At 42.2% G+C, this 19,321-nt stretch carries 16 protein-coding genes; 7 read left to right on the top strand and 9 right to left on the bottom strand.

Annotated features, from left to right (window positions below; genetic code table 11):
* Positions 1-9: 9 nt before the first annotated feature.
* The 4 genes from FIS9605_RS0121485 to FIS9605_RS0121470 all read right to left on the bottom strand — a co-directional run bounded on the left by FIS9605_RS0121485 (position 10) and on the right by FIS9605_RS0121470 (position 5,418).
* Positions 10-948, bottom strand: a complete 939-nt coding sequence (locus FIS9605_RS0121485) for a fimbrial biogenesis chaperone (RefSeq protein WP_026734435.1) — start codon at positions 946-948, stop codon at positions 10-12.
* 66 nt (positions 949-1,014) lie between these two features.
* A complete protein-coding gene (locus tag FIS9605_RS0121480; protein WP_026734434.1) occupies positions 1,015-1,578 on the bottom strand; it encodes a hypothetical protein in 564 nt (187 codons plus the stop codon).
* Positions 1,579-1,904: 326 nt separating this feature from the next.
* Positions 1,905-2,507 carry a hypothetical protein gene (locus FIS9605_RS0121475; protein ID WP_026734433.1) on the bottom strand — a complete coding sequence of 201 codons (603 nt, stop codon included), beginning with the start codon at positions 2,505-2,507 and terminating at the stop codon, positions 1,905-1,907.
* A 190-nt stretch (positions 2,508-2,697) separates the two neighbouring features.
* On the bottom strand, positions 2,698-5,418 hold the full coding sequence (locus FIS9605_RS0121470) for an ELWxxDGT repeat protein (RefSeq protein WP_026734432.1): 2,721 nt from the start codon (positions 5,416-5,418) through the stop codon (positions 2,698-2,700).
* Positions 5,419-6,239: 821 nt separating this feature from the next.
* Here FIS9605_RS0121470 and FIS9605_RS0121460 point away from each other — a divergent pair.
* The 4 genes from FIS9605_RS0121460 to FIS9605_RS42920 all read left to right on the top strand — a co-directional run bounded on the left by FIS9605_RS0121460 (position 6,240) and on the right by FIS9605_RS42920 (position 10,053).
* A complete protein-coding gene (locus FIS9605_RS0121460) occupies positions 6,240-7,730 on the top strand; it encodes a sensor histidine kinase (protein WP_026734430.1) in 1,491 nt (496 codons plus the stop codon).
* Between the two features lie 242 nt (positions 7,731-7,972).
* Positions 7,973-8,431, top strand: coding sequence for a DUF2267 domain-containing protein (locus FIS9605_RS0121455; RefSeq protein ID WP_026734429.1), 459 nt, complete (start codon positions 7,973-7,975; stop codon positions 8,429-8,431).
* A gap of 410 nt (positions 8,432-8,841) precedes the next feature.
* Positions 8,842-9,468: a hypothetical protein gene (locus tag FIS9605_RS0121450; RefSeq protein ID WP_026734428.1), complete on the top strand. Its 627-nt coding sequence runs from the start codon at positions 8,842-8,844 to the stop codon at positions 9,466-9,468.
* 342 nt (positions 9,469-9,810) lie between these two features.
* Positions 9,811-10,053 (top strand): hypothetical protein, encoded by a 243-nt coding sequence (locus tag FIS9605_RS42920; RefSeq protein WP_155960478.1) that lies wholly within the window; start codon positions 9,811-9,813, stop codon positions 10,051-10,053.
* Positions 10,054-10,082: 29 nt separating this feature from the next.
* Here FIS9605_RS42920 and FIS9605_RS0121445 read toward each other — a convergent pair whose 3' ends face one another.
* Together FIS9605_RS0121445 and FIS9605_RS0121440 are read right to left on the bottom strand one after the other, a co-directional pair.
* The gene (locus FIS9605_RS0121445) at positions 10,083-11,750 is read right to left on the bottom strand and encodes a bifunctional ADP-dependent NAD(P)H-hydrate dehydratase/NAD(P)H-hydrate epimerase (protein WP_026734427.1); all 1,668 of its coding nucleotides are present in this window, start codon (positions 11,748-11,750) and stop codon (positions 10,083-10,085) included.
* Between the two features lie 101 nt (positions 11,751-11,851).
* Complete coding sequence (locus tag FIS9605_RS0121440; RefSeq protein WP_035139992.1) at positions 11,852-12,658, bottom strand: hypothetical protein; 807 nt, start codon at positions 12,656-12,658, stop codon at positions 11,852-11,854.
* Positions 12,659-12,768: 110 nt separating this feature from the next.
* Between FIS9605_RS0121440 and mnmA the strand changes: the two genes are divergently transcribed.
* Entirely contained in the window at positions 12,769-13,824 is a 1,056-nt protein-coding gene (gene mnmA / locus FIS9605_RS0121435) for a tRNA 2-thiouridine(34) synthase MnmA (protein WP_026734425.1), read from the top strand.
* A 339-nt stretch (positions 13,825-14,163) separates the two neighbouring features.
* On the opposite strand, the gene FIS9605_RS0121430 is transcribed toward mnmA, so the two are convergent.
* Positions 14,164-14,985 (bottom strand): DUF1868 domain-containing protein, encoded by an 822-nt coding sequence (locus tag FIS9605_RS0121430; RefSeq protein ID WP_197036103.1) that lies wholly within the window; start codon positions 14,983-14,985, stop codon positions 14,164-14,166.
* Positions 14,986-15,171: 186 nt separating this feature from the next.
* On the opposite strand from FIS9605_RS0121430, the gene holA reads away from it, so the two are divergent.
* Both holA and FIS9605_RS0121420 read left to right on the top strand, forming a co-directional pair.
* Positions 15,172-16,164 (top strand): DNA polymerase III subunit delta, encoded by a 993-nt coding sequence (holA, locus tag FIS9605_RS0121425; protein WP_026734423.1) that lies wholly within the window; start codon positions 15,172-15,174, stop codon positions 16,162-16,164.
* 111 nt (positions 16,165-16,275) lie between these two features.
* Positions 16,276-16,755 (top strand): DUF4168 domain-containing protein, encoded by a 480-nt coding sequence (locus FIS9605_RS0121420; protein ID WP_026734422.1) that lies wholly within the window; start codon positions 16,276-16,278, stop codon positions 16,753-16,755.
* Between the two features lie 209 nt (positions 16,756-16,964).
* On the opposite strand, the gene FIS9605_RS0121415 is transcribed toward FIS9605_RS0121420, so the two are convergent.
* Both FIS9605_RS0121415 and psbA read right to left on the bottom strand, forming a co-directional pair.
* Positions 16,965-17,576: a helix-turn-helix transcriptional regulator gene (locus tag FIS9605_RS0121415; protein WP_026734421.1), complete on the bottom strand. Its 612-nt coding sequence runs from the start codon at positions 17,574-17,576 to the stop codon at positions 16,965-16,967.
* A 633-nt stretch (positions 17,577-18,209) separates the two neighbouring features.
* The gene (gene psbA, locus FIS9605_RS0121405) at positions 18,210-19,292 is read right to left on the bottom strand and encodes a photosystem II q(b) protein (protein ID WP_026734420.1); all 1,083 of its coding nucleotides are present in this window, start codon (positions 19,290-19,292) and stop codon (positions 18,210-18,212) included.
* Positions 19,293-19,321: the final 29 nt, after the last annotated feature.

Below are 19,321 nucleotides of genomic sequence, written 5' to 3'. Positions count from 1 at the left end.
TAGCAGCAGCTATTTACGTTTTTGAGAATTTTTAAGAGAGTCTCTTAGCTTTTGTGAAGCGGGCTGAATTCGAGAGCTCCTATTATTAGCCACTGGACTATTCACGGGAACTGTAAAAGGTATGCCTTTTTGAATCGCCACACCATTCAGTTCCCCATTGATGTCTAATACATAATTACCAGGGGGTAATTTTTTGATAATTGGTAATAAAATCCGACGACGGGTGTCAGGTAAAACTGGTGTGTCAGGTAAGAAGCCAGCTGTTACTACCTCTTTCGGAAGTTTAGGAGTTGGTTTATCTAAATCAGCTATAGGTTTTGTAGCCTCAGCACCTGGATATTGAGCAGCAGGCCAGACAGCATATTGTCCATTCAGACGGACAAAGCCATTTCCTTGACTAGAAATATCAAAGGATGCTCGCACAGCATCGGATTTAGTATCTACGTTAATAGCATTCAATAACCCAACTCGCTTAATGTCTCCTACATAGCCATAGATAGCAACGCCTAGCCGTCCAGTTACCTGCACTCCTTTGGATTGTGCATTATTAGTAGGAACTTCTTCGATATACAAAACCGCTCGGTGTTCACCTTGTTGTGGCTGGACGCGAGGACGAATGGCAAAGCGGATAGTTTGTGAACCACCAGGGGGAATTGTAAATCGAGAAGGGGTGTAAACAATCCATTGGTCTAAAGACTGCTCACGAGACGGAACTAATTCTAATTTATTTTGTTCATTCAGCACCCATGATTTTACATAGACCTTCAGTTCAACTGGCTGAGAATCAACATTGACAACACGAACAGCTTGAGAGCGTGTTTTTTTGCTACTAATCTCTAGGATGAATCTGGATGGAGATACAGCAATATTAATGGCATTAGCTGGAGGTGCACCTAGAACTAATGCTCCAATTAAACCAAGGGCAATATTTCTAGGTTTTTGTAACATCTGAATTAAATTTTTCACATTAACACACTACAACTCACTATGTTTTTGTCTCAAAGGTAGAGAAGGTCAACGACGATCTACTATTACCGTTAAGTCTCCAGAATATGTACCTGCAAACTGACTACTAGAAAGATCCATTTTTAATCGGAAACCTCCTTGTAATACGGCTGTATTACTGTTGGGGTCACGGGAAATTTCCATAATAGGTAAAGGTTCTATAACAACTGGAACCGCTGCATCGGAATGTTGCTCATTACTCATTGCATTATCGTTACCATTTTGACCTCGAATATCATAGGTAGCATAGAGAGAATCAACCTGATCTAAGGGAACCCGCATCTGCCAAATACGAGGAAATTCCCGCACAATAGAAGTATTAAATAGAGGCGGTGCTAATAAATCTCTTGGGTTATTAACTGACTCGCTCTTGGTGGTAAAAGTAATTTCTGATTGTCTTATAGGAGGAATGGTTAGTATTTGGGGAGTAGCTAATTGGTAAATTTCTATAGGTTCAACACTAGATATAAATTGTGCTTGTGTCTGAGACTGTAACCATACCAAAATAGCTGTACTTAAGCCCAAACAACTAAAGAGATAGCCTTTGCAAATCTTGATTTTATGCCATGACATATTGCTAAATTGCCTACATCAAAGTCATGTAAAGTGATATTTCCCAACTTCATTAATTTGACAATGTACTATCGCCAAAACTTTATAAATTGTCGAGATATATCGAGATAAAGTCATAAAAGCTCAATCTTTTTGAGGATTTGAAATTCCTAACTAAAAGGTGTAATATGGGAAGTAGCCCCCATTTTTCAGGGGGTTAAAGAATTGATTCAGAAAGCTAACCAGAGAACTGAATCATGTGGGCAAGAGGAGACAAGTCTGCTTTTTACTGGCCAGGTTTGAGGCAGATTATTTCTCTCAATGCCACCAAGACGAAGGTTAACAGGCTACGGTCTAAAAGCTTCAACTGTCACATCACCTGTGTAGGTTCCAGCAGTGGGGTTAGAATCTGATGGTGAGAGTTCCAAGCCAATATCTCCAGGAGTGGCAGTAATTAGACCTTCAGCAGGCCGTGTAGCTGGGTTAGCACCGACAACAGCAACGTTAATAGTTTTACCACCAGGCCCAATCAACCCACCAGCAGGAGGTGTTACTTGTACTTGGTAGCTGCCTGAGGGAGAATTAGACCAAACAACATAGGCGCTGGTAATGGTTTTTTGAACAGGTAAACCATCTGCAAATCCTCCCGCAAATGGAGAAGTAGAGTTAACAGTACCATCAGCTTCTTCATTTTTATCGCTGCCAATGTAAGCAGGGGGGGTAGTCCCTGGTACTGCGGTTAATGTGGCAGCAGTCAAATCAGCAGCAGTGATTTCTATATCAGTGTCCGTAATTGTTCTCAAATAGAGAACTTCTGGAACGGATACATTAACGGTAATTGGACTGCTTGGACCACTACCTTGATTAATTTGTGCGTTAGCAGGAGCAGAAACAATTGTGCTACCCAGAGCAGCACCGAAAGCAGCTAGAGCTAAAAATTTGTTCTTCATAATGGAACACATCTCCCTATTGTTTGTGTTTGTGTCAAATTGTGTTGACTGTTAGTAAATCTCGTTAAATCAATGCAACAAACAATTTGTTGTTTTGGTTTGTCTGCAATTAACTGAGGTTTTTGAGAAACTGCAACCAGTTAAATTAGGTTTTTTAAGATAGATTTTGTTTTTTAACCATCGCCTCCTTTTAAATTACGTACAATTCTGTGCCATTAGCCCCGTCTGTGGCGGTGAAGAACAGTTTAGTACCAACAACAGTGAGCCAATCCGGGTTAGCATTTTCTCCAGGATAAAGGTTGCTAACCTTACGTGTATTTGGCTCTGTGCCGTCACTGAACCACACCTCCCTGCTAGTACCATCTGAAGCGGCAAAGGTGAGGGTACCCTTGAAGTTGACAAGGCCGGTAGGAAGACTGTCAGCGTTACCAGATGAGATGTCCTTAACTACCACTGTGCCGACATCTGTACCATCTGTTTTCCATAGCTCTAAACCTTGAACTGGATCGTTTGCTACAAAATAGAGCGTGTTTCCTACAGCAGTTAAGTAGATAGGCCCGAAACCAAGGTTGGGTGCTTGTCCGTCAGTTCCAATTCCCACAGTTCCAGCAGCAGTACCGTCACTCTTCCACAGTTCCAAGTTAAAGTCGTTGTCGCTATCTGTGACGAAGTACAAGGTATTACCAACGGCTGTTAGTCTATCTGGAGCGTAAGAATTATTTCCTGGGGTAATATCCTTCAGCAAGTTAGCTGTAGAGCCGCTTTGATACTGCCATATTTCCTGGCCGCTTGTACCATTGTTGGCTGTGAAATACAGAGTATTACCAACCACTGTCAAGCTACGTGGAGTTGAGTTAGTAGCTTCCCCAGCACTGATAACCTGTGTACTAGCTATAGTAGCGTCAGTTGACCACAGTTGACTGTTATTTTGGGCTGTGAAGAAGAGTCGGTTATTAAAAGCAGTGGTAAAAGTGGGTGTACCAGTAGTAGCAAAACCTGGGTTAATGTCTACTAAATTAACGGTTGTGCCATCATAAACCCACAATTTTTTGATGTTACTACTATCGGTGGCTGTAAAGAAGAGTTGGTTCCCGACTACAGTCAAGTTATCTGGGTCAGAATTGCCAGTACCAAGATTAATATCACTAATCCTATTTACTGAAGTGCCGTTAAACTCCCAAAGTTCTCTACCAAAAGTGCTGTCGCTGGCGATAAAGTATAATCTGTTGTTGAAAACTATTAATTTACTGGGGTTAAAGTTACTGGTATTACTCAGACGAGTGGCTGTGTTACCGTCACTGCGCCATAATTGCATGCCATTTACGCCATCATCAGCTGTAAAGTACAGTGTATTACCTAATGCAGTGAGATTTGCAGGGTTAGAACTGCCAGTAGAATTAATGTCTCGTATTAATCTAGCTTGTGGCTGTGCTGTGATATTCAAATCATAGAAGGTATTAGCTAACCCAGAGGTGTAGACACGAACGTAGTATGTGCCAGCATCAAGGATTGTGTTAATACTTTCATCAGTATTTCCAGTTTGGTTAGATATGGCTATTTGTGTACCGCTACTGTTAAGAAGTTGCACATCTGCATTGACAAGCTGCACATCTGAATAGTTACTCAAAATATTCAGACCAAGACTTAGTTCAGCAGTAGTATTTAGAGTGAATTTATAGTAATCATTAGTGTCTATATTGCCTACAAAGTCACTACGGGAGATGAAACCGATTAAGCTACCTAGATTCTGAGCTGTTGTTGTATTGTTGGGAGCTTGATCTAGTCCTATTGCTTGAGCAGATGCACTCAAGGTATATTCAGATGTTGTTGCCGAACCCCGATTAACTAAGATTTTGTAAGTACCAGCATTCAAGCTTATCCGAATTGCATCTAAGGCTGTTCCTGGCTGGGTTGAACTGAGAATGTTACCACCACTTTGGTTTTGAAGATATAAGTTCGCATCTGCTGTGAGGGACGTGAATTGGACATCTACTAGAGATGCTGAAGCTAAGGTGAACTGGTAATAGTCGCTAGTGTCTCCTAAACTGACTTGATCTGAGATAGTAGTGGGTAGGTTAATAGGAGTAGCAGTTCCTACAGTGTTTCCCCCTTGGTCTGGTGGGTCTGCGGTAAAGTTAAACTCTAACTGATAGTTACCGGGTGCGGATAAAGAGTAAGCCCGGATATAGTATGTACCAGGGGCAAGACTAAGATTAATTGATTCTGATGTTGTTCCAACATTAGCACTGGTTTGGATAACTGAATTGGAACTATTTATGAGTTGAAGATCAGCATAGAGAGTATCAGTACCATTCAGACTACTCAAACTGATGCCAACTGTTCCACTGTTAGTTACTGTGAAACTGTAGTAATCGTTTTGATCTACAACTTGACCTGTACCACTCACATAATCAGTTATGGGAGTGATGCTGCTAGTAGTGCTGAATGTACCAAAGTTTCTGGCGTTTGCGATTGCGTTATCTGCTAGACCGCTTTCCTGAATAGCTTCTGCGGAGAGACGAAGATTATATGGGGTGGAGGCTGAACCGGTGGGGAGAAAAACGTGTGCGTAAAATGGGTTACTTGGTGGATTGGAAATGCTATAACGTATACTCTCTGAGCTAGTTCCAGTATTGCTAGAAGCAGCAAGGGAACTACCAGCACTATTTCGCAGGAATAAATTAGCATTATCCGCTAATCCATCCAGTTCCAAGGTAACTATACTGGAGCTGCTGAGAGTGAATCTGTAATAATCAGATATATCAGATGAACCTGTTATACGGCTGAGATCTTCTTGAAATAAGCTTGGTGTGCTGAGGAGGGAGCCACCAATGTATGTTGCAGTGTCTAGTGCTGTGGATGTGTTGCTACCAGGATCGGGAAAGCTAGTTGTACCGTTGTATAAACCCATAATTATTTACTTTATATTTTTAGAAATTCAACATCTAAACAAATACACTGGCTGCAAATTTATGATTTATGGCAATGCGGCACAAATTTATTTCCGTCAGTCAACCAGAGATGATTATTACTTTTTTCAAAGCAATATGTGGTTTTGTGGAGATGCAACCAGATTAGAAGCAGAATTTCTAATTGCTGAATGTAAATGGTTGTGTGTGAATGGATAGATGCCAGATTTTCTAAGTTCTAATATCTCTGAATTAGAGAGATATTTTTTAGATTGTTAGGAGTTGTTTCAGATATATTCGGTTGCTGGTATGTGAGTGCTTAACTACTTGTAAAGGAGTAAAATTACAATTTGTGCCATCTATCTATGAAGTTGCTCTGATGTTTTTTACAATTATATTTTCGTTACATTTTTGAAAATTATGCACAAAGATGATGTTTTATCTCTCTTTGATTATTGTGTTTTATAGACAATTTCCTTTCAGATTAACTGCATCTAGAATTTAACTTTTATTTCAAAAAGCCTGCTTCAGTGAAATTACTTAAAAATGCAAAATTCAGTAATTAAAAAATTAATTTTTATCGATCGGAATTTTTTTGTATAAATAAAAATGGTATGTTTTCCCATCTCGTTAATATCCATTACCTTACCGAAACAAAACAATCTGTGGTAAATACTCACAGGAGGTTTCATAGCAGGAATTTAGGGAATTGATATCACATCCCTTCCTTATATACGGTGTGAGCAAGCAAAGAGGAAAATGATTAGTGAGGCTGGTTTGTGTTCCAGTCTGAATTGCCTAACTCACCTTGTCTAGTTGCGATATGTTTCAAACTACTCGTCGCCGTCTTGCACTCTGGTACACAGCCGTAACTGCGGTGCTGCTACTGCTATTTGCTATTGGCGTATATTTATATGTCCGCAGCACGTTAGTTGAGCGGGTGGACGATACCTTAAATCATGTAGTGGAAGTTGTAGAGCGATCGCTGGTTATTGAACCAGTCAACTCTGATACTGGGCGATCGCGTATTAATGTTGAAGCTAGTTTTCGCAACAATGCGGACACTGTAGAAGATGACCACATTGACTTAGAGTGGTTTAGTCCCACTGGAGAGTTACTTTGGTCTACTTTATCGGAACCACTAAATATTCCCATTCATGTTAACCGCACTGGCGAGACCGTGCATGTGGTGAAACAGAGAGATGGGGAAAGTGAGAAAGGAAGACACGGGGACACAAAGACGCGGGGACGCGGAGATATTTTCACTTTTCACTCTGAATTCAACGCTGAAGATTCTGGAATGTTACTGCGTCAGGTAACTGAACGAGTGGAAGTAGGAAAGCAGGTATTGGGATATCTGCGTGTGAGTCATCCTTGGTTTGAGGTAACAAAACCGAGTCGACAGTTAATTTTTGATTTAGCACTGGGTACTGGGTTGATGGTGCTTTCTGTGGGGGCGAGTGGTTGGTTCCTTTCTGGTAAAGCGATGGAACCTGTGCGTCAGTCATATCAACGTCTCAAGCAGTTTACTGCTGATGCTTCTCACGAACTCAGAAGTCCCATTGCTTTGATTCAAACTAATGTGCAAGTTGCACTTGCTGATTTGGAGTCAGCAGAGGTAGAAGGTGCTACTCTTGAGCACTATCGGCAACAATTGAAGGTAGTAGAAAGGCTAACACAGCGTTTGGGTAAGTTAGTCAATGATTTGCTGTTTTTAGCACGCCAAGATAGCGGTATCAGCAAAGAAAGCTTTTCTCCTTGTCCTGTGGATGCTTTGCTGATGGAAGTGGTGGAAGAACAACAACTGTTAGCTGTGGAAAAAGACATCACCCTCAGCTTTAACTTAGTTGATCCTCCTGCTAGCGAAACTAACCCCGAAATTTTAGAGAATTGGTTCACGCTGATAGGCAATTGGGATCAATTGGTGCGGTTGTTTACAAATTTGATTGGCAATGCTTTGCGCTACACAACCTCATCCGGACGGGTAAATGTGGAGTTGGCGCGGATAGAAGGAAACAATCGTGTTTCGGGACTGCGTTATGTTAGTCCCCAGTTGCAAGTAAAAATTAGTGATACTGGTATTGGTATTCCTGCAGAAGCACTACCGCGTTTGTTTGACCGCTTTTACCGCGTAGATCCGGCGCGTACCCATACAAATAGCAAGACAGCAACAGAAAATACTACTGGTTCGGGATTGGGGTTAGCGATCGCCCTAGCTATTGTCGAAAACCATCACGGTCAAATTCAAGTTGAAAGTACTGTCGGTATAGGCACTACTGTCACTGTCACTTTACCAATAGGTCTTGAGACTTAATAGTGTACTCAATTGATGTTTCTTGTGGCAGATTTCAGCGTGTTTCCTATGGTAGATGAAAAAGAGTAATTGTACTTATTAATTTAGATGGCAGTGCTTGATGAAGTGAGTCAAAAATTATAACTCTAGCAGTTTGATATCACCACTCTTGAAAACTTATTCAGTACTTCTACAAACTGCTGAGTTGTTATTGGTCACCATCGCTTGATCCATAACCTATATATAAAAAACTGGAGGATTTAATGCAAACAGAAATCAGAGAACAAGATAGATCCTTTTTGGAAAAGGTAATGCGCCAGGCTGGTTTGTCAGATGTTTACGATGCTAGGGATATAACAGAAGTAGTATTTCGTACGATGCGCGACATGATGACTACAGAAGCAGCCGATCGCGTCGCAGATGAATTACACAAACCAGCTGAAGTGAAAGATGATACAAAGTTGCACGAGGTTGCAGACTTGTGGAAGGATACTAATCCCATCGTTGCTTTCTTGAGCCGGGTGCGCCCACCTTTAATTATCAAATCTGATACATTTTTATTCCGTATCAATCAAGAAGCAGGTTTACAACCAGATGTAAATGTAGAAAATGCAGTCAAGGCTGTATTTTCAGCAACCAAGGACGAATTATCTGAAGAAAGAGTCAAGGAAATCACTGAATTTTTACCTGACAAAATTCGCCAACTATGGGAAGAAGCTTAAGTAAGTATTAAATTAAAATTAATACGGCACTCTTTCTTGAGCGTTGGAAGTTAGGAATTGTAAACAGTTCTTAACTTCTAACTGTTCTATTTCTAGAGATAGAGTTTTATTACTTTTGATCGAAACTAATATTGCAAATCTTGTTTATTTTCATTCCCCTAGTGAGAGGAAGAAAATATTATCGATTTGTTAACCTTTAATTAAAACTTTTGGATTTAATATACTAATTCTCCATGACAATGAGTTCTAAGTCACTTACCTGTAGTACCTTTTGCTAATTAGATATATCAGAGATAGGGGTAATTATAAAGCTCATCGCTACAGAGAATTAGTATAAAACTCAAAACTTATCTATATCAACTGTATTACATTGACTGACTATCTCTAGCATTTGGAAATCAGAGGTAAAAATGAACAAAATATTTCGCACATCTACTAAATTACTGGGTGCTGTTTGCGGTGGGTTAATGATTGCTGTATCAGCAATTCCACAAGCGGTAGTGGCACAGCAACAGCCTACCGCCTCTCTTTCCAAAGTTAACCCCTGCCCCAGTATTTTCTACGAAGAACCACATAATAATAGAGTATTGGTTCCACAAGGATGCCCACCCAATGCTTTTACCCAACGACAAGCAACACAAGGAATTTCTCCGCGTGAAACTGTTCCTGGTACTCCGTCAGTGAGTGTGATTCAACCACCTTTACCAGAAAAACAGTTTGACCCAGTCGCTACGATTACACCGAGCAATGGCAGAGTAGATGTGAGGCTCAAAAATAACACCAATGCTGCGATCGCATATCAGGCAATTGGGCATACTAGACAGCGTGTTCTCCCAGGTAGACAAGAAGTTGTATTGCGAGGCTTGCCAGTAGCAATTACTATCACTGCTGTTCGCCAAGATGGTGGGTTCTTGAGAATGACTCCAACAACCTCTGAGTCAGGATTATTAGAACTGGCTTTGGATGAAGCCACGGAATTTAGAAACAGTCAAACCGCAATCAGAATTCAACAAGATGGCCAAGTCTATTTGAACTAAGTACAGCTTTGCGTAAAAGCGTAGCGATTTAAAACACTCCAGGGACGCAAATGTAAACGCACCAAGGGCGCTGACTCTTGGTGCTAAAATTTCGGCATGAACTTATGCAATGTTGTACTAAGTGACAAGGGAAAGTTTGCGATCGCTGGAAACCTTACTAAATTAGGGTTTGCAGGTCTCCGTTTAATTCTCATCTATCACAATTTCGTCATAATTTTGGGCATGTAGAGACGTTGCACTGCAACGTCTCTACAGGGTTTAAATGTCAATCGATTTGTCTTATCCGAGCAGTATTGTCATCTCTCAATATTTATTGAGAATAGTCACGCAATCATCAGGGTTTTGAAATCCAATTTTATGGCGATCGCCAGTTTGAGAAAAATGTGGGTAATGACAAGCTTTTTAAGGGGGGCTATAGAAAATTATCTGTATCAACATTTAGATCAATATTTTAGAGAAATGGTATCAGTTCAGCATTGCAAAACGCGATCGCCGCTTTTTTTGTTGATAGCTTGTGCAAGTGCGATCGCGAGTGCAATAATAGCCTTGTTGATGAGCTTTATATCGTTCCCAGCCTCAGGCTGAGAACGAGGGATGAGGGAAGGGTGAGGTAACTACTGATAAATGCTGATAATTTGCGTCAAATAATGTGTCAATGTAAACGCATCTACTCCCAATTCTGTTCGCTCTTGGGCTGCTAAAATTCCGGCTTGAGCGTGCCACCAAGCAGCAGTTGCAACCATCTCTTCTAGAGGCTTTTGGCGCGTTACAGCTTGTGCGATTAATCCACCCATTAACCCGGTTAAGACATCACCACTGCCACCCCGCGCTAAAGCTGGCGTACTTTCGGGATTAATCCAAACTGAACCTTGGGGATTGGCGATCGCAGTTCTTGCCCCTTTCAACAACACCACTGCCCCGCTTTGCATTGCAGCTTCCCGCACTGCTTTGACTCTGTCTTGTTTAGCATCGGGTAAATCGGGAAATAAGCGTTTGAATTCACCTGTATGAGGTGTAAGTACTGTTAATGCTTGTCGCACCCCCCCTAATCCCCTCCTTAGCAAGGGGGGATTAGGGGAGGTTCCCATCTCTGCCAGAATATTCAAACCATCAGCATCGAGAACCAAAGGAATTGTGCTTTCTAACACCTGTTGTAAAATCGGGCTGGCATCTTTGGTTAAACCGGGGCCGCAAGCGATCGCATTAAATGAATTTAGATCGGTGTTTTCTGGCAATTGTAGTTGAGCGATCGCACCTGTTTCTGTCTCTGGACAACCGATAATTAGCGCTTCTGGCAAATGGCTAACCAAGATCGGTTTGAGAGACTCTGGCACAGCAATTGACAGCATACCAACTCCACTAGCCCGTGCTCCCAACCCAGTTAAAATTGCACCTCCAGAATAGCGACGCGAACCGCAAATCAGCAGCAAATGCCCTTCTTTATACTTGTGGGTGACAGCAGGACGAGGTAAAGGCAGAGTTGAAAAAGCAGTGGCTTTGGTGATGCGTTTAACGCTGGGTGCATCCCCAAGTATCGCTTGTACGTCCGCCCAGGGAATATCAAAATCAATTAACTCCGCTTTGCCAACGTATTCCAAAGCATGGTCTTGCAATAAACCCAACTTCCACAAACCCAGACACAGCGTATGAGTGGCGCGGATCGCAGTTCCTAGAAATTCACCAGTATCGGTATGCAAACCCGAAGGCACATCGATACTAACAATTGGTGTAGACCTTTCATTTAACTGATTAATAGCACTAGCAACAGGGTCTTTAAGATCTCTTTCCAACCCAAATCCAAACAAGCCATCAATTAATAAATCACACTCTGGCAAATCGTCTATTGCTTCATAACATGGAATGCCCAAACTCTGAGCATACTGTAAATGCTGCGAAGTTAATTCCTTGAGCTTAGAGAAAGGGCAATAGATACAGACTGCATACCCGCGAAAGTGCAACTCACGAGCAACTACCAAAGCATCTCCGCCATTGTGACCGGGGCCGACGAGGATTCCCACACGAGGAGGGGAAGAGGGGGGGATAGGGAGAGGGGGGAAAGAATAATTGTTTACATACCTCCCCCACTCCTCCGCTCTTCCACTCCCCCATTCACCTTTACTAGGAGTTGGAGGGATCATTTCCGCAATGCGACGGGCAATCAGTCCCGCCACCTTTTCCATCAAAGCCGCCACAGGCATTCCCGCTGCAAAGATACGCGCTTCAATATCGCGCATCTGTTGTGCTGTCACTACAACTTGCAAAATTAGTTCTTGCCTGTTCATCAATAGAATTTTTCGTTGTTTGTTGTTTGTTGGTAGTTGTTTGTTGTTGTGCAAACAACTACCAACCACTAACTACTAACCACTAACCACTAACTATTACTCTATCTTGCGTAGTAAACTCTAGCGTTACCGAATCCTATAGATTGGAGATAATTATTCCATTGCTCTGCCTGTAACCTATTAGCAAAAGGCCCGACTGCTACATGCGCTCCTAGTGGCTGATTTCTGGTGGTGACGGCCGCTTTTTGTCCGATATTGTTTTTAATTTGGTCGGCAATTGAAGCTATGTTTTCTGAGTGAGCGGGAATGGCTACATAGTAGTAATTAGGTACTTCTGGCTGATAGTTGTTGACAGGTTGATAATTGTTAACGTGAGAGTAAGTCGTGATTATCTGATCCTGACCATTCGCAAAGTTGGCAATCCGCGCCCCATATATACCGTAGGCTGCTAGTTGTTGGATACGCTGTTGGGCATTGGATGGTTTGCTAAAGGTTCCTGCCTGAATTACAGAATGTCCTTGAAATTGCCGTATATAAGCTGTCGGTTCAATTAAACGTACTTGTTGCAGGGTTTGGACATTATTACTCTCAACATAAACCAAGTAGCGCTCAAAGTTTTGGCGATTTTGATTAAAAGGCGTCGCCTGATATTGTCTGTCACCCCGGTTAATCATATACTCCTGGGGAGTTACATTCACTTGGGGAACAGTATATTCTTGAATATTTGTCGGTAGGGGCGGCAAGAGATCGTTGCTACTCGCTGGAAGAGTTGGCAAGAGTGTTTGCGCTGGTGTGGAAATAGAGTGGCAAATAAAGACCAAGCATCCTCCCAATAAAGCACCCACAATCAAAGATGGTTGGGTAAAGCGTAGAAATGCTATAAGTTGAATTGGTAATGCACTCGACATAGTAGCAGAAAAGTTTGTAGATAATTTCCTACAGAAACTAATTAGTTACCTGTTGTAGTAATTACATAGTGGTAGCTTAGAAATAAGAGCCTAGCAATATGTTTACGGATATGAAAAAGGTCGTCGTTGGACTATCTGGCGGCGTTGACAGTTCCACCGCCGCCACCATTTTGCACAATCAAGGCTATGAAGTGATTGGTTTGACCCTTTGGCTGATGAAAGGCAAAGGTCAATGTTGCTCGGAAGGTATGATTGATGCGGCTCTTATCTGTGAACAGCTGGGTATTCCCCATCACGTTGTTGATATTCGGGAAGTCTTTCAGACAAATATTGTTGATTATTTAGTTGCTGGTTACAGTGCCGGGATTACGCCTTTACCTTGCTCCCAGTGCAATAGAACAGTCAAGTTCGGCCCGATGTTGGAGTATGCCCGCGAAAAATTGGGATGCGATCGCATTGCTACAGGTCATTATGCCCGGATTAACTATAACGAAGCAACTGAGCGTTATGAACTCCTGCGGGCAGTAGATCGTAACAAAGACCAGACCTATTTTCTCTATGACTTGTCTCAAGATTTACTGGCAGGAACAGTATTTCCCCTAGGTGAAATGCAAAAAAGTGAGACTCGCCACATTGCCGCCGAACATGGACTTAAAACCGCTGAAAAGCCAGAAAGTCAGGACTTATGCCTAATTGAAGCTAACGGTTCCATGCGGGCATTTCTGGATAAATACCTGGCACCCAAAAAAGGCGATATTGTTGACATTGACGGTAAGGTGCTGGGTCAGCATGATGGTGTCCATCATTACACAATTGGACAGCGCAAGGGCTTGGGAATTGCCGCTGCTGAACCGCTGTATGTGATTGCTTTGGATGCAGTTAATAACAAGGTGATAGTGGGCGATCGCACTAAAGCAACTCAACCAGAATGCACCGTGCATCGAGTCAATTGGGTATCGATCGCCGAACCCGCTAGCCCGATTCGTGCCGAAGTACAAGTCCGCTATCGTTCCACTCCCGTACCAGTGACGGTAATTCCCTTAGAAAACTCCCGCGTGCGCGTAGTCTTCGATGAACCCCAATTCAGCATTACTCCTGGACAAGCTGCGGTGTGGTACGAAGGAGAAAAAGTCTTGGGTGGTGGAATAATTGAGCAGTTTAAGTAAAAGGGACTGGGAATTAAGGATTGGGGATTAGGAATTGGGCATTGGGAATAGGGAATTGGGCATTGGGAATTGGAAATTGGTTTTCTTACCGATGCCCCATGCCCTTTGCCCTTTGCCCTTTGCCCCATGCCCCATGCCCCAGTCCCCAGGGAGAGGAGCGGCGTTCACCCAACGCCGCTAACATACCCAACGCCGCTAACATAAAGGTATAGCGGGGGAATCATGAAACGCGACCAGTTTCGCGCAGCATTACTTAACAACAGAGATCTCTAAGTAGTCTAGTCAATAGCTCCTAGCCCCGCTTTTTGAGGGGATTGGGGGATCTAATATTTTGCAAGGTTAAGGTGAATTGATATTATCACTACCCAGCCCCCACTCTAAAACTGGCCAGTCCGCTTCGCGATAATAGCGTGTCATGTCGTCAAACTTCCGCAGTTCAGCGCGGTGTATCAAAAATTCTGGCGAGTTCAACAACCATTGCTGATTCAACTGCGAAAACATAGTAGCAAGGCGATCGCGATCTAGTTGCGGTGGCACTTCTCCAAAATAACCTAATGTGATGTGAGCAGTGAAATGATACTGTTGTTCAATGCCCAAAGCAATTAGGTTGGAATTTTGGTATATCGCTCGACGAAAGTTAACAATCTCCTCGTAACAGCTTTCATCTTGGGGTACTAGACAAATACCCACAGCTCTTGGCATTACCATTAGTCCTAGCGTTTGCCAGCGAACGGGATGAACCGCACGTGTCATCGATTGTTGATATTGCTGAACTATTTCGGCGAAACAAGAGCGTAATTGCTGTTCAAACTCGGGTTTTTTTTCGCAGGCGTCATAGAAAGCACTATCCCAAATTAAGTCTGCTAACGTTAAATGAAAACTAGCAGCAGGTACAGGTACAATCAGATCGCAACCAACAGGTAACTGCAAGAGTTCTTGTTGGTAGCCTTGCAACTGAGTATAGAAAGCAGAGTTTTCTGTCTCGTCTTCCCAAGGGGGAGTAATCACCGTATAACCAGGAAAAGGCACAGCTTGTCTTTCCCGGTCTGGTGTAGGCTGAAACTTAGAAGATTCCTGGATATGCTGGACTTGGATTCCATAAGCTTCTGGCAGCGTCATTCGTGCTACCCGGTTTAGGTAAGTTTGATAATTATCGTCCAATTTTCATATCCTCGCGCTCTCACGCTTATTGATTTTAGGCAAATTTACCAAAAATAGGGAATAGGAAATGGGGAATAGGAAATGCAAATTTTATCTCTCACTCCCCCAAAGCCCCAACCCCAGAGGGGGCCCCTAGCCCCCACTTCCCCACTCTCTTACTCTCCCACTCTCCACAGGAGGTTCCCCATGCCAATCTATGTTTACTGGGGTGAGGATGATTTTGCGATTGAAAAAGCGGTTGCAGCTTTGCGCGATCGCGTCCTTGACCCACTATGGACTAGTTTTAACTACACTACATTCTCTTCAGACGCAGGTGATGATGGTGCGATCGCTGGATTAAATCAAGTGATGACACCACCGTTTGGTGCTGGTGGTCGTTTGGTTTGGCTTGTAAATTCCACCCTTTGCCAGCATTGCCCGGACAATTTTTTATCTGAACTGTCGCGAACCTTATCAGTAATTCCCGAAGATTCATTTTTGTTGATCACTAGCCGTAACAAGCCTGACGAACGGCTCAAAGCCACTAAACTTTTGAAACAATTCGCTACTGAATTCCTCGAATTTCCTCTAATTCCGCCTTGGAAGACAGATCTGCTCGTGCAATCTGTACTGAGCGCTGCTCAAGTAGTTGGTGTAAAATTAACTCACAAAGCCGCAGATATTTTAGCTGAAGCTGTAGGCAACGATACGCGGCTACTGTACAATGAGTTAGAGAAAATACAGATTTATGCCTATGGCAGCGTCAAACCACAAGATACAGATACCGTTGCTCAACTAGTTAGAAATACTAATCAGACTAGCTTAAAATTGGCAGCAGCAATCAGGACAGGAGACACAGCCAAAGCTTTAGCAATCTTGGCCGATCTCATCAATACTTGTGAACCAGCTTTGCGGATAGTTGCCACACTGGTTGGTCAATTTCGTACCTGGTTGTGGGTAAAAATCATGATGGAAAGTGGTGAGCGAAATTCACAAGCGATCGCTCAAGCTGCTGAAGTAAGTAACCCCAAGCGAGTTTACTTTTTACAACAAGAAGTTAAGTCACTTTCTGTGCAGCAACTTATTGCCTGTTTACCTATTCTATTGGAATTAGAAGTTAGTCTTAAGCAAGGAGCAGTGGAGATGTTGGTTCTTCAGATGAAGATTGTGGAATTATGTCAAGTATGCCGAGGAAACTGACAAAAATAAGTGAATTTAGGATAAATTCAATATTTTCTTGGAACTTCTTTCTTCTAAAATAATTCATTGAGATTAACCAAAGCTTAACTGTAGTTGTTTTGCACACAGCAAATGAATAGATTGCATCATCTTTATTACCAACCTAGCTTAACTAGGATGCTCTCTCAATCTTTATTTTTCGGTTCTCTTACTATTACTAGTCTAGTTTCTAGTGCTTTGATTTTTAGCTCAAACGTTCATGCCCAAAATACATTACAACTCGACAATACACAAATACTCAACTACTCCAAAGTGATACTGCGGATGGAGCCAGAGCGCCAACAAGCTTTTGACAAAATAAAAAAAATTATTGGCGATCAAGAAGTTCCTAAGATTGTTTGTAACGATCCCAATAGCTACAATTCTCTACCATCCCAAGCTAGAGACGTGGCAATAGATTATTGCAATCGCTCTCAACAGCTCGTCGAAGCTAATGGTTTAAGTATCGATGAATTCAACAAAATTACTGTCGCATTACAAGATAATGAAGACTTAAAACGAAAGATTTACAATAATTTAATCCGCCTACAAAAAAATCCTGAAAATCAATAAGCAAATTTCAAAAAAATTCCAGATGATCTCGGGGAAAATTATTATCCCCCGATGCTCCCGGAAGTAGTGTGTGTGAACATGAGTAATTAACCATTAATCACTAATAGTATTAAGAAGCCAGTAAATTTACCAAAGCTTATTTTTAGATTCACATTGTTTTATTTTCTTACCATCGAATTGACAAATATTGCCGCCAAAGTAAATCATTTTCAAGCATTTTCTAGATACGCTTGTCGCTTAGCATGAATATTTTTCATGTGTTTTTTCACTGTATTGATGCTAATGTAAAAATGAGCAGCAATTTCTTTGTAGCTATAGTTAGCTCGATAAAGACACCAAATTTCTGCCTCTCGTCGCGTCAAATTGTATTGTTTTATTTCTGCGATCGCTGCATTTCTAACAGACTCATATCTATTTTCAATAGTCACTAGTAAGCAAGAGTGCTTCAATCTTGCTAGATCCAACCATCTCACGCGAATCCGAAAAATTTTTGACTTGTCTAGTAAAATTTCATCCGACAGAATCAAGAGTTTGTTGGGAAATAAATTGCGGCTTTCAATTAACGATTCGCAAATTCGCCAAATCACTGTTGGTACTTGATTTTGGCGGTAGCTACCTTGATTGAGTTGACAACAAATGCGATGAGCAGATGCGTTAGCATGAATGAGTTCACCTGTTTCGCTAATAATTAACAAGCCATCTTGCAAGCCTTCTATAACCTCTTGCAAAAAATAAGCTTGCTGCCAGTAATTAAGTGTAATATTATCTTGCTTTTGAATTTCAACAGACGATTTTGCTGATATTTTTGTGAAAGCAATCATATTTACTAATTTTAAGTTAAAATATGCACATAGAATAAAAAGCGTTAATGTTTATTATTCCTTGGCTCTGAATTTGCATTTCAATGAGCCTCCTTTTATTCAGGAGGTTGGGTAATCTAAATTTATTGCCACATCATAAATAATTGGATTAGTGTTTAGTTATTGATAATTAAACACTAACTATTATCATTGTTAAGTTTATTTACGCTTTAATACTTCTGCGTAAATTCTATTTGTCTAAGGTTTCACGATCTAAATACAAATCTTTTATTGTCTATTTCGGATATCAAAATACTGGCGATGATTTTATTGGGATTGCCAGACTTTAAAGTATTGTTGACCCAATTCGTCGGAAGGCAGTCCCAATGAAAAAATTTTCATCACCATGCATGAAAAACCTCACCCCCTGCCCCTCTCCTTAACAAGGAGAGGGGTGTATGATAGGACGGGATGATGGTTACTTTTTTTCAAGTCAGAGGGCAGTCCCAATGCATTCTCGAACTACTGCACCTTCCCCTCTCTTTGCTGATAGCTGTGCTACTTGTTTTTCAAACCCGTCGAACCGATTTAAAAAAAATAAAAACGCCCTCCCCAATTGGGAGGGCGTCAGTTATACAAGCTAAGACTTATTTATTAGCCGTTGATAGCAGGAGCGCTGATTGCAACAGGAGCAACTTCAGCACTAGCCAAATCGAGAGGGAAGTTGTGAGCATTGCGCTCGTGCATAACTTCCATACCCAAGTTAGCGCGGTTGATGATGTCCGCCCAAGTATTGATGACGCGACCAGTAGAGTCAATTACTGATTGGTTGAAGTTGAAACCATTCAGGTTGAACGCCATTGTGCTGATTCCCAGCGCTGTGAACCAGATTCCAATTACAGGCCAAGCAGCCAAGAAGAAGTGCAAGCTGCGGCTGTTGTTGAAGGAAGCGTATTGGAAAATCAGACGACCGAAGTAACCGTGTGCTGCAACAATGTTGTAGGTTTCTTCTTCTTGACCGAACTTGTAACCATAGTTCTGAGATTCGGTCTCGGTGGTTTCACGAACCAAGGAAGAAGTTACCAAAGAACCGTGCATTGCACTGAACAAGCTACCACCGAATACACCTGCTACACCTAACTGGTGGAAGGGGTGCATCAAGATGTTGTGTTCTGCTTGGAACACCAACATGAAGTTGAATGTACCGCTGATGCCCAGAGGCATACCATCAGAGAAGGAACCCTGACCTAAGGGGTAGATCAAGAAGACTGCGGTCGCTGCTGCTACTGGTGCAGAGTAGGCTACGGCAATCCAAGGACGCATTCCTAAGCGGTAGGACAATTCCCACTCACGTCCCATGTAGCAGAATACGCCAATCAGGAAGTGGAAGATTACCAACTGGTAAGGGCCACCGTTGTACAACCACTCATCTAAGGAAGCTGCTTCCCAGATCGGGTAGAAGTGCAAGCCAATGGCGTTAGATGAAGGTACAACAGCACCGGAGATGATGTTGTTGCCGTACATCAGTGAACCTGCAACAGGCTCACGGATGCCATCGATGTCTACTGGAGGTGCAGCGATGAAGGCAATGATGAAGCAGGTGGTTGCGGCTAACAGAGTCGGAATCATCAGTACGCCGAACCAACCGATGTATAAGCGGTTGTTGGTGCTGGTGATCCAATCGCAGAACCGCTCCCATACGTTGGCGCTACGAGCGCGTTGTAAGGTTGCTGTCATTGTTTCTATGAGTGCGAGATGATGTTTAT

The organism is Fischerella sp. PCC 9605, from assembly GCF_000517105.1.
Classification (GTDB): Bacteria; Cyanobacteriota; Cyanobacteriia; order Cyanobacteriales; family Nostocaceae; genus PCC9605.
This window is presented reverse-complemented; position numbering and strand designations above follow the sequence as displayed.

Coding starts and splice junctions, on each gene's coding strand:
- FIS9605_RS0121485 (WP_026734435.1), bottom strand. CDS start 948: ATGTTACAAAAACCTAGAAATATTGCCCTTGGTTTAATTGGAGCATTA.
- FIS9605_RS0121480 (WP_026734434.1), bottom strand. CDS start 1,578: ATGTCATGGCATAAAATCAAGATTTGCAAAGGCTATCTCTTTAGTTGT.
- FIS9605_RS0121475 (WP_026734433.1), bottom strand. CDS start 2,507: ATGAAGAACAAATTTTTAGCTCTAGCTGCTTTCGGTGCTGCTCTGGGT.
- FIS9605_RS0121470 (WP_026734432.1), bottom strand. CDS start 5,418: ATGGGTTTATACAACGGTACAACTAGCTTTCCCGATCCTGGTAGCAAC.
- FIS9605_RS0121460 (WP_026734430.1), top strand. CDS start 6,240: ATGTTTCAAACTACTCGTCGCCGTCTTGCACTCTGGTACACAGCCGTA.
- FIS9605_RS0121455 (WP_026734429.1), top strand. CDS start 7,973: ATGCAAACAGAAATCAGAGAACAAGATAGATCCTTTTTGGAAAAGGTA.
- FIS9605_RS0121450 (WP_026734428.1), top strand. CDS start 8,842: ATGAACAAAATATTTCGCACATCTACTAAATTACTGGGTGCTGTTTGC.
- FIS9605_RS0121445 (WP_026734427.1), bottom strand. CDS start 11,750: ATGAACAGGCAAGAACTAATTTTGCAAGTTGTAGTGACAGCACAACAG.
- FIS9605_RS0121440 (WP_035139992.1), bottom strand. CDS start 12,658: ATGTCGAGTGCATTACCAATTCAACTTATAGCATTTCTACGCTTTACC.
- mnmA (WP_026734425.1), top strand. CDS start 12,769: ATGAAAAAGGTCGTCGTTGGACTATCTGGCGGCGTTGACAGTTCCACC.
- holA (WP_026734423.1), top strand. CDS start 15,172: ATGCCAATCTATGTTTACTGGGGTGAGGATGATTTTGCGATTGAAAAA.
- FIS9605_RS0121420 (WP_026734422.1), top strand. CDS start 16,276: ATGAATAGATTGCATCATCTTTATTACCAACCTAGCTTAACTAGGATG.
- FIS9605_RS0121415 (WP_026734421.1), bottom strand. CDS start 17,576: ATGATTGCTTTCACAAAAATATCAGCAAAATCGTCTGTTGAAATTCAA.
- psbA (WP_026734420.1), bottom strand. CDS start 19,292: ATGACAGCAACCTTACAACGCGCTCGTAGCGCCAACGTATGGGAGCGG.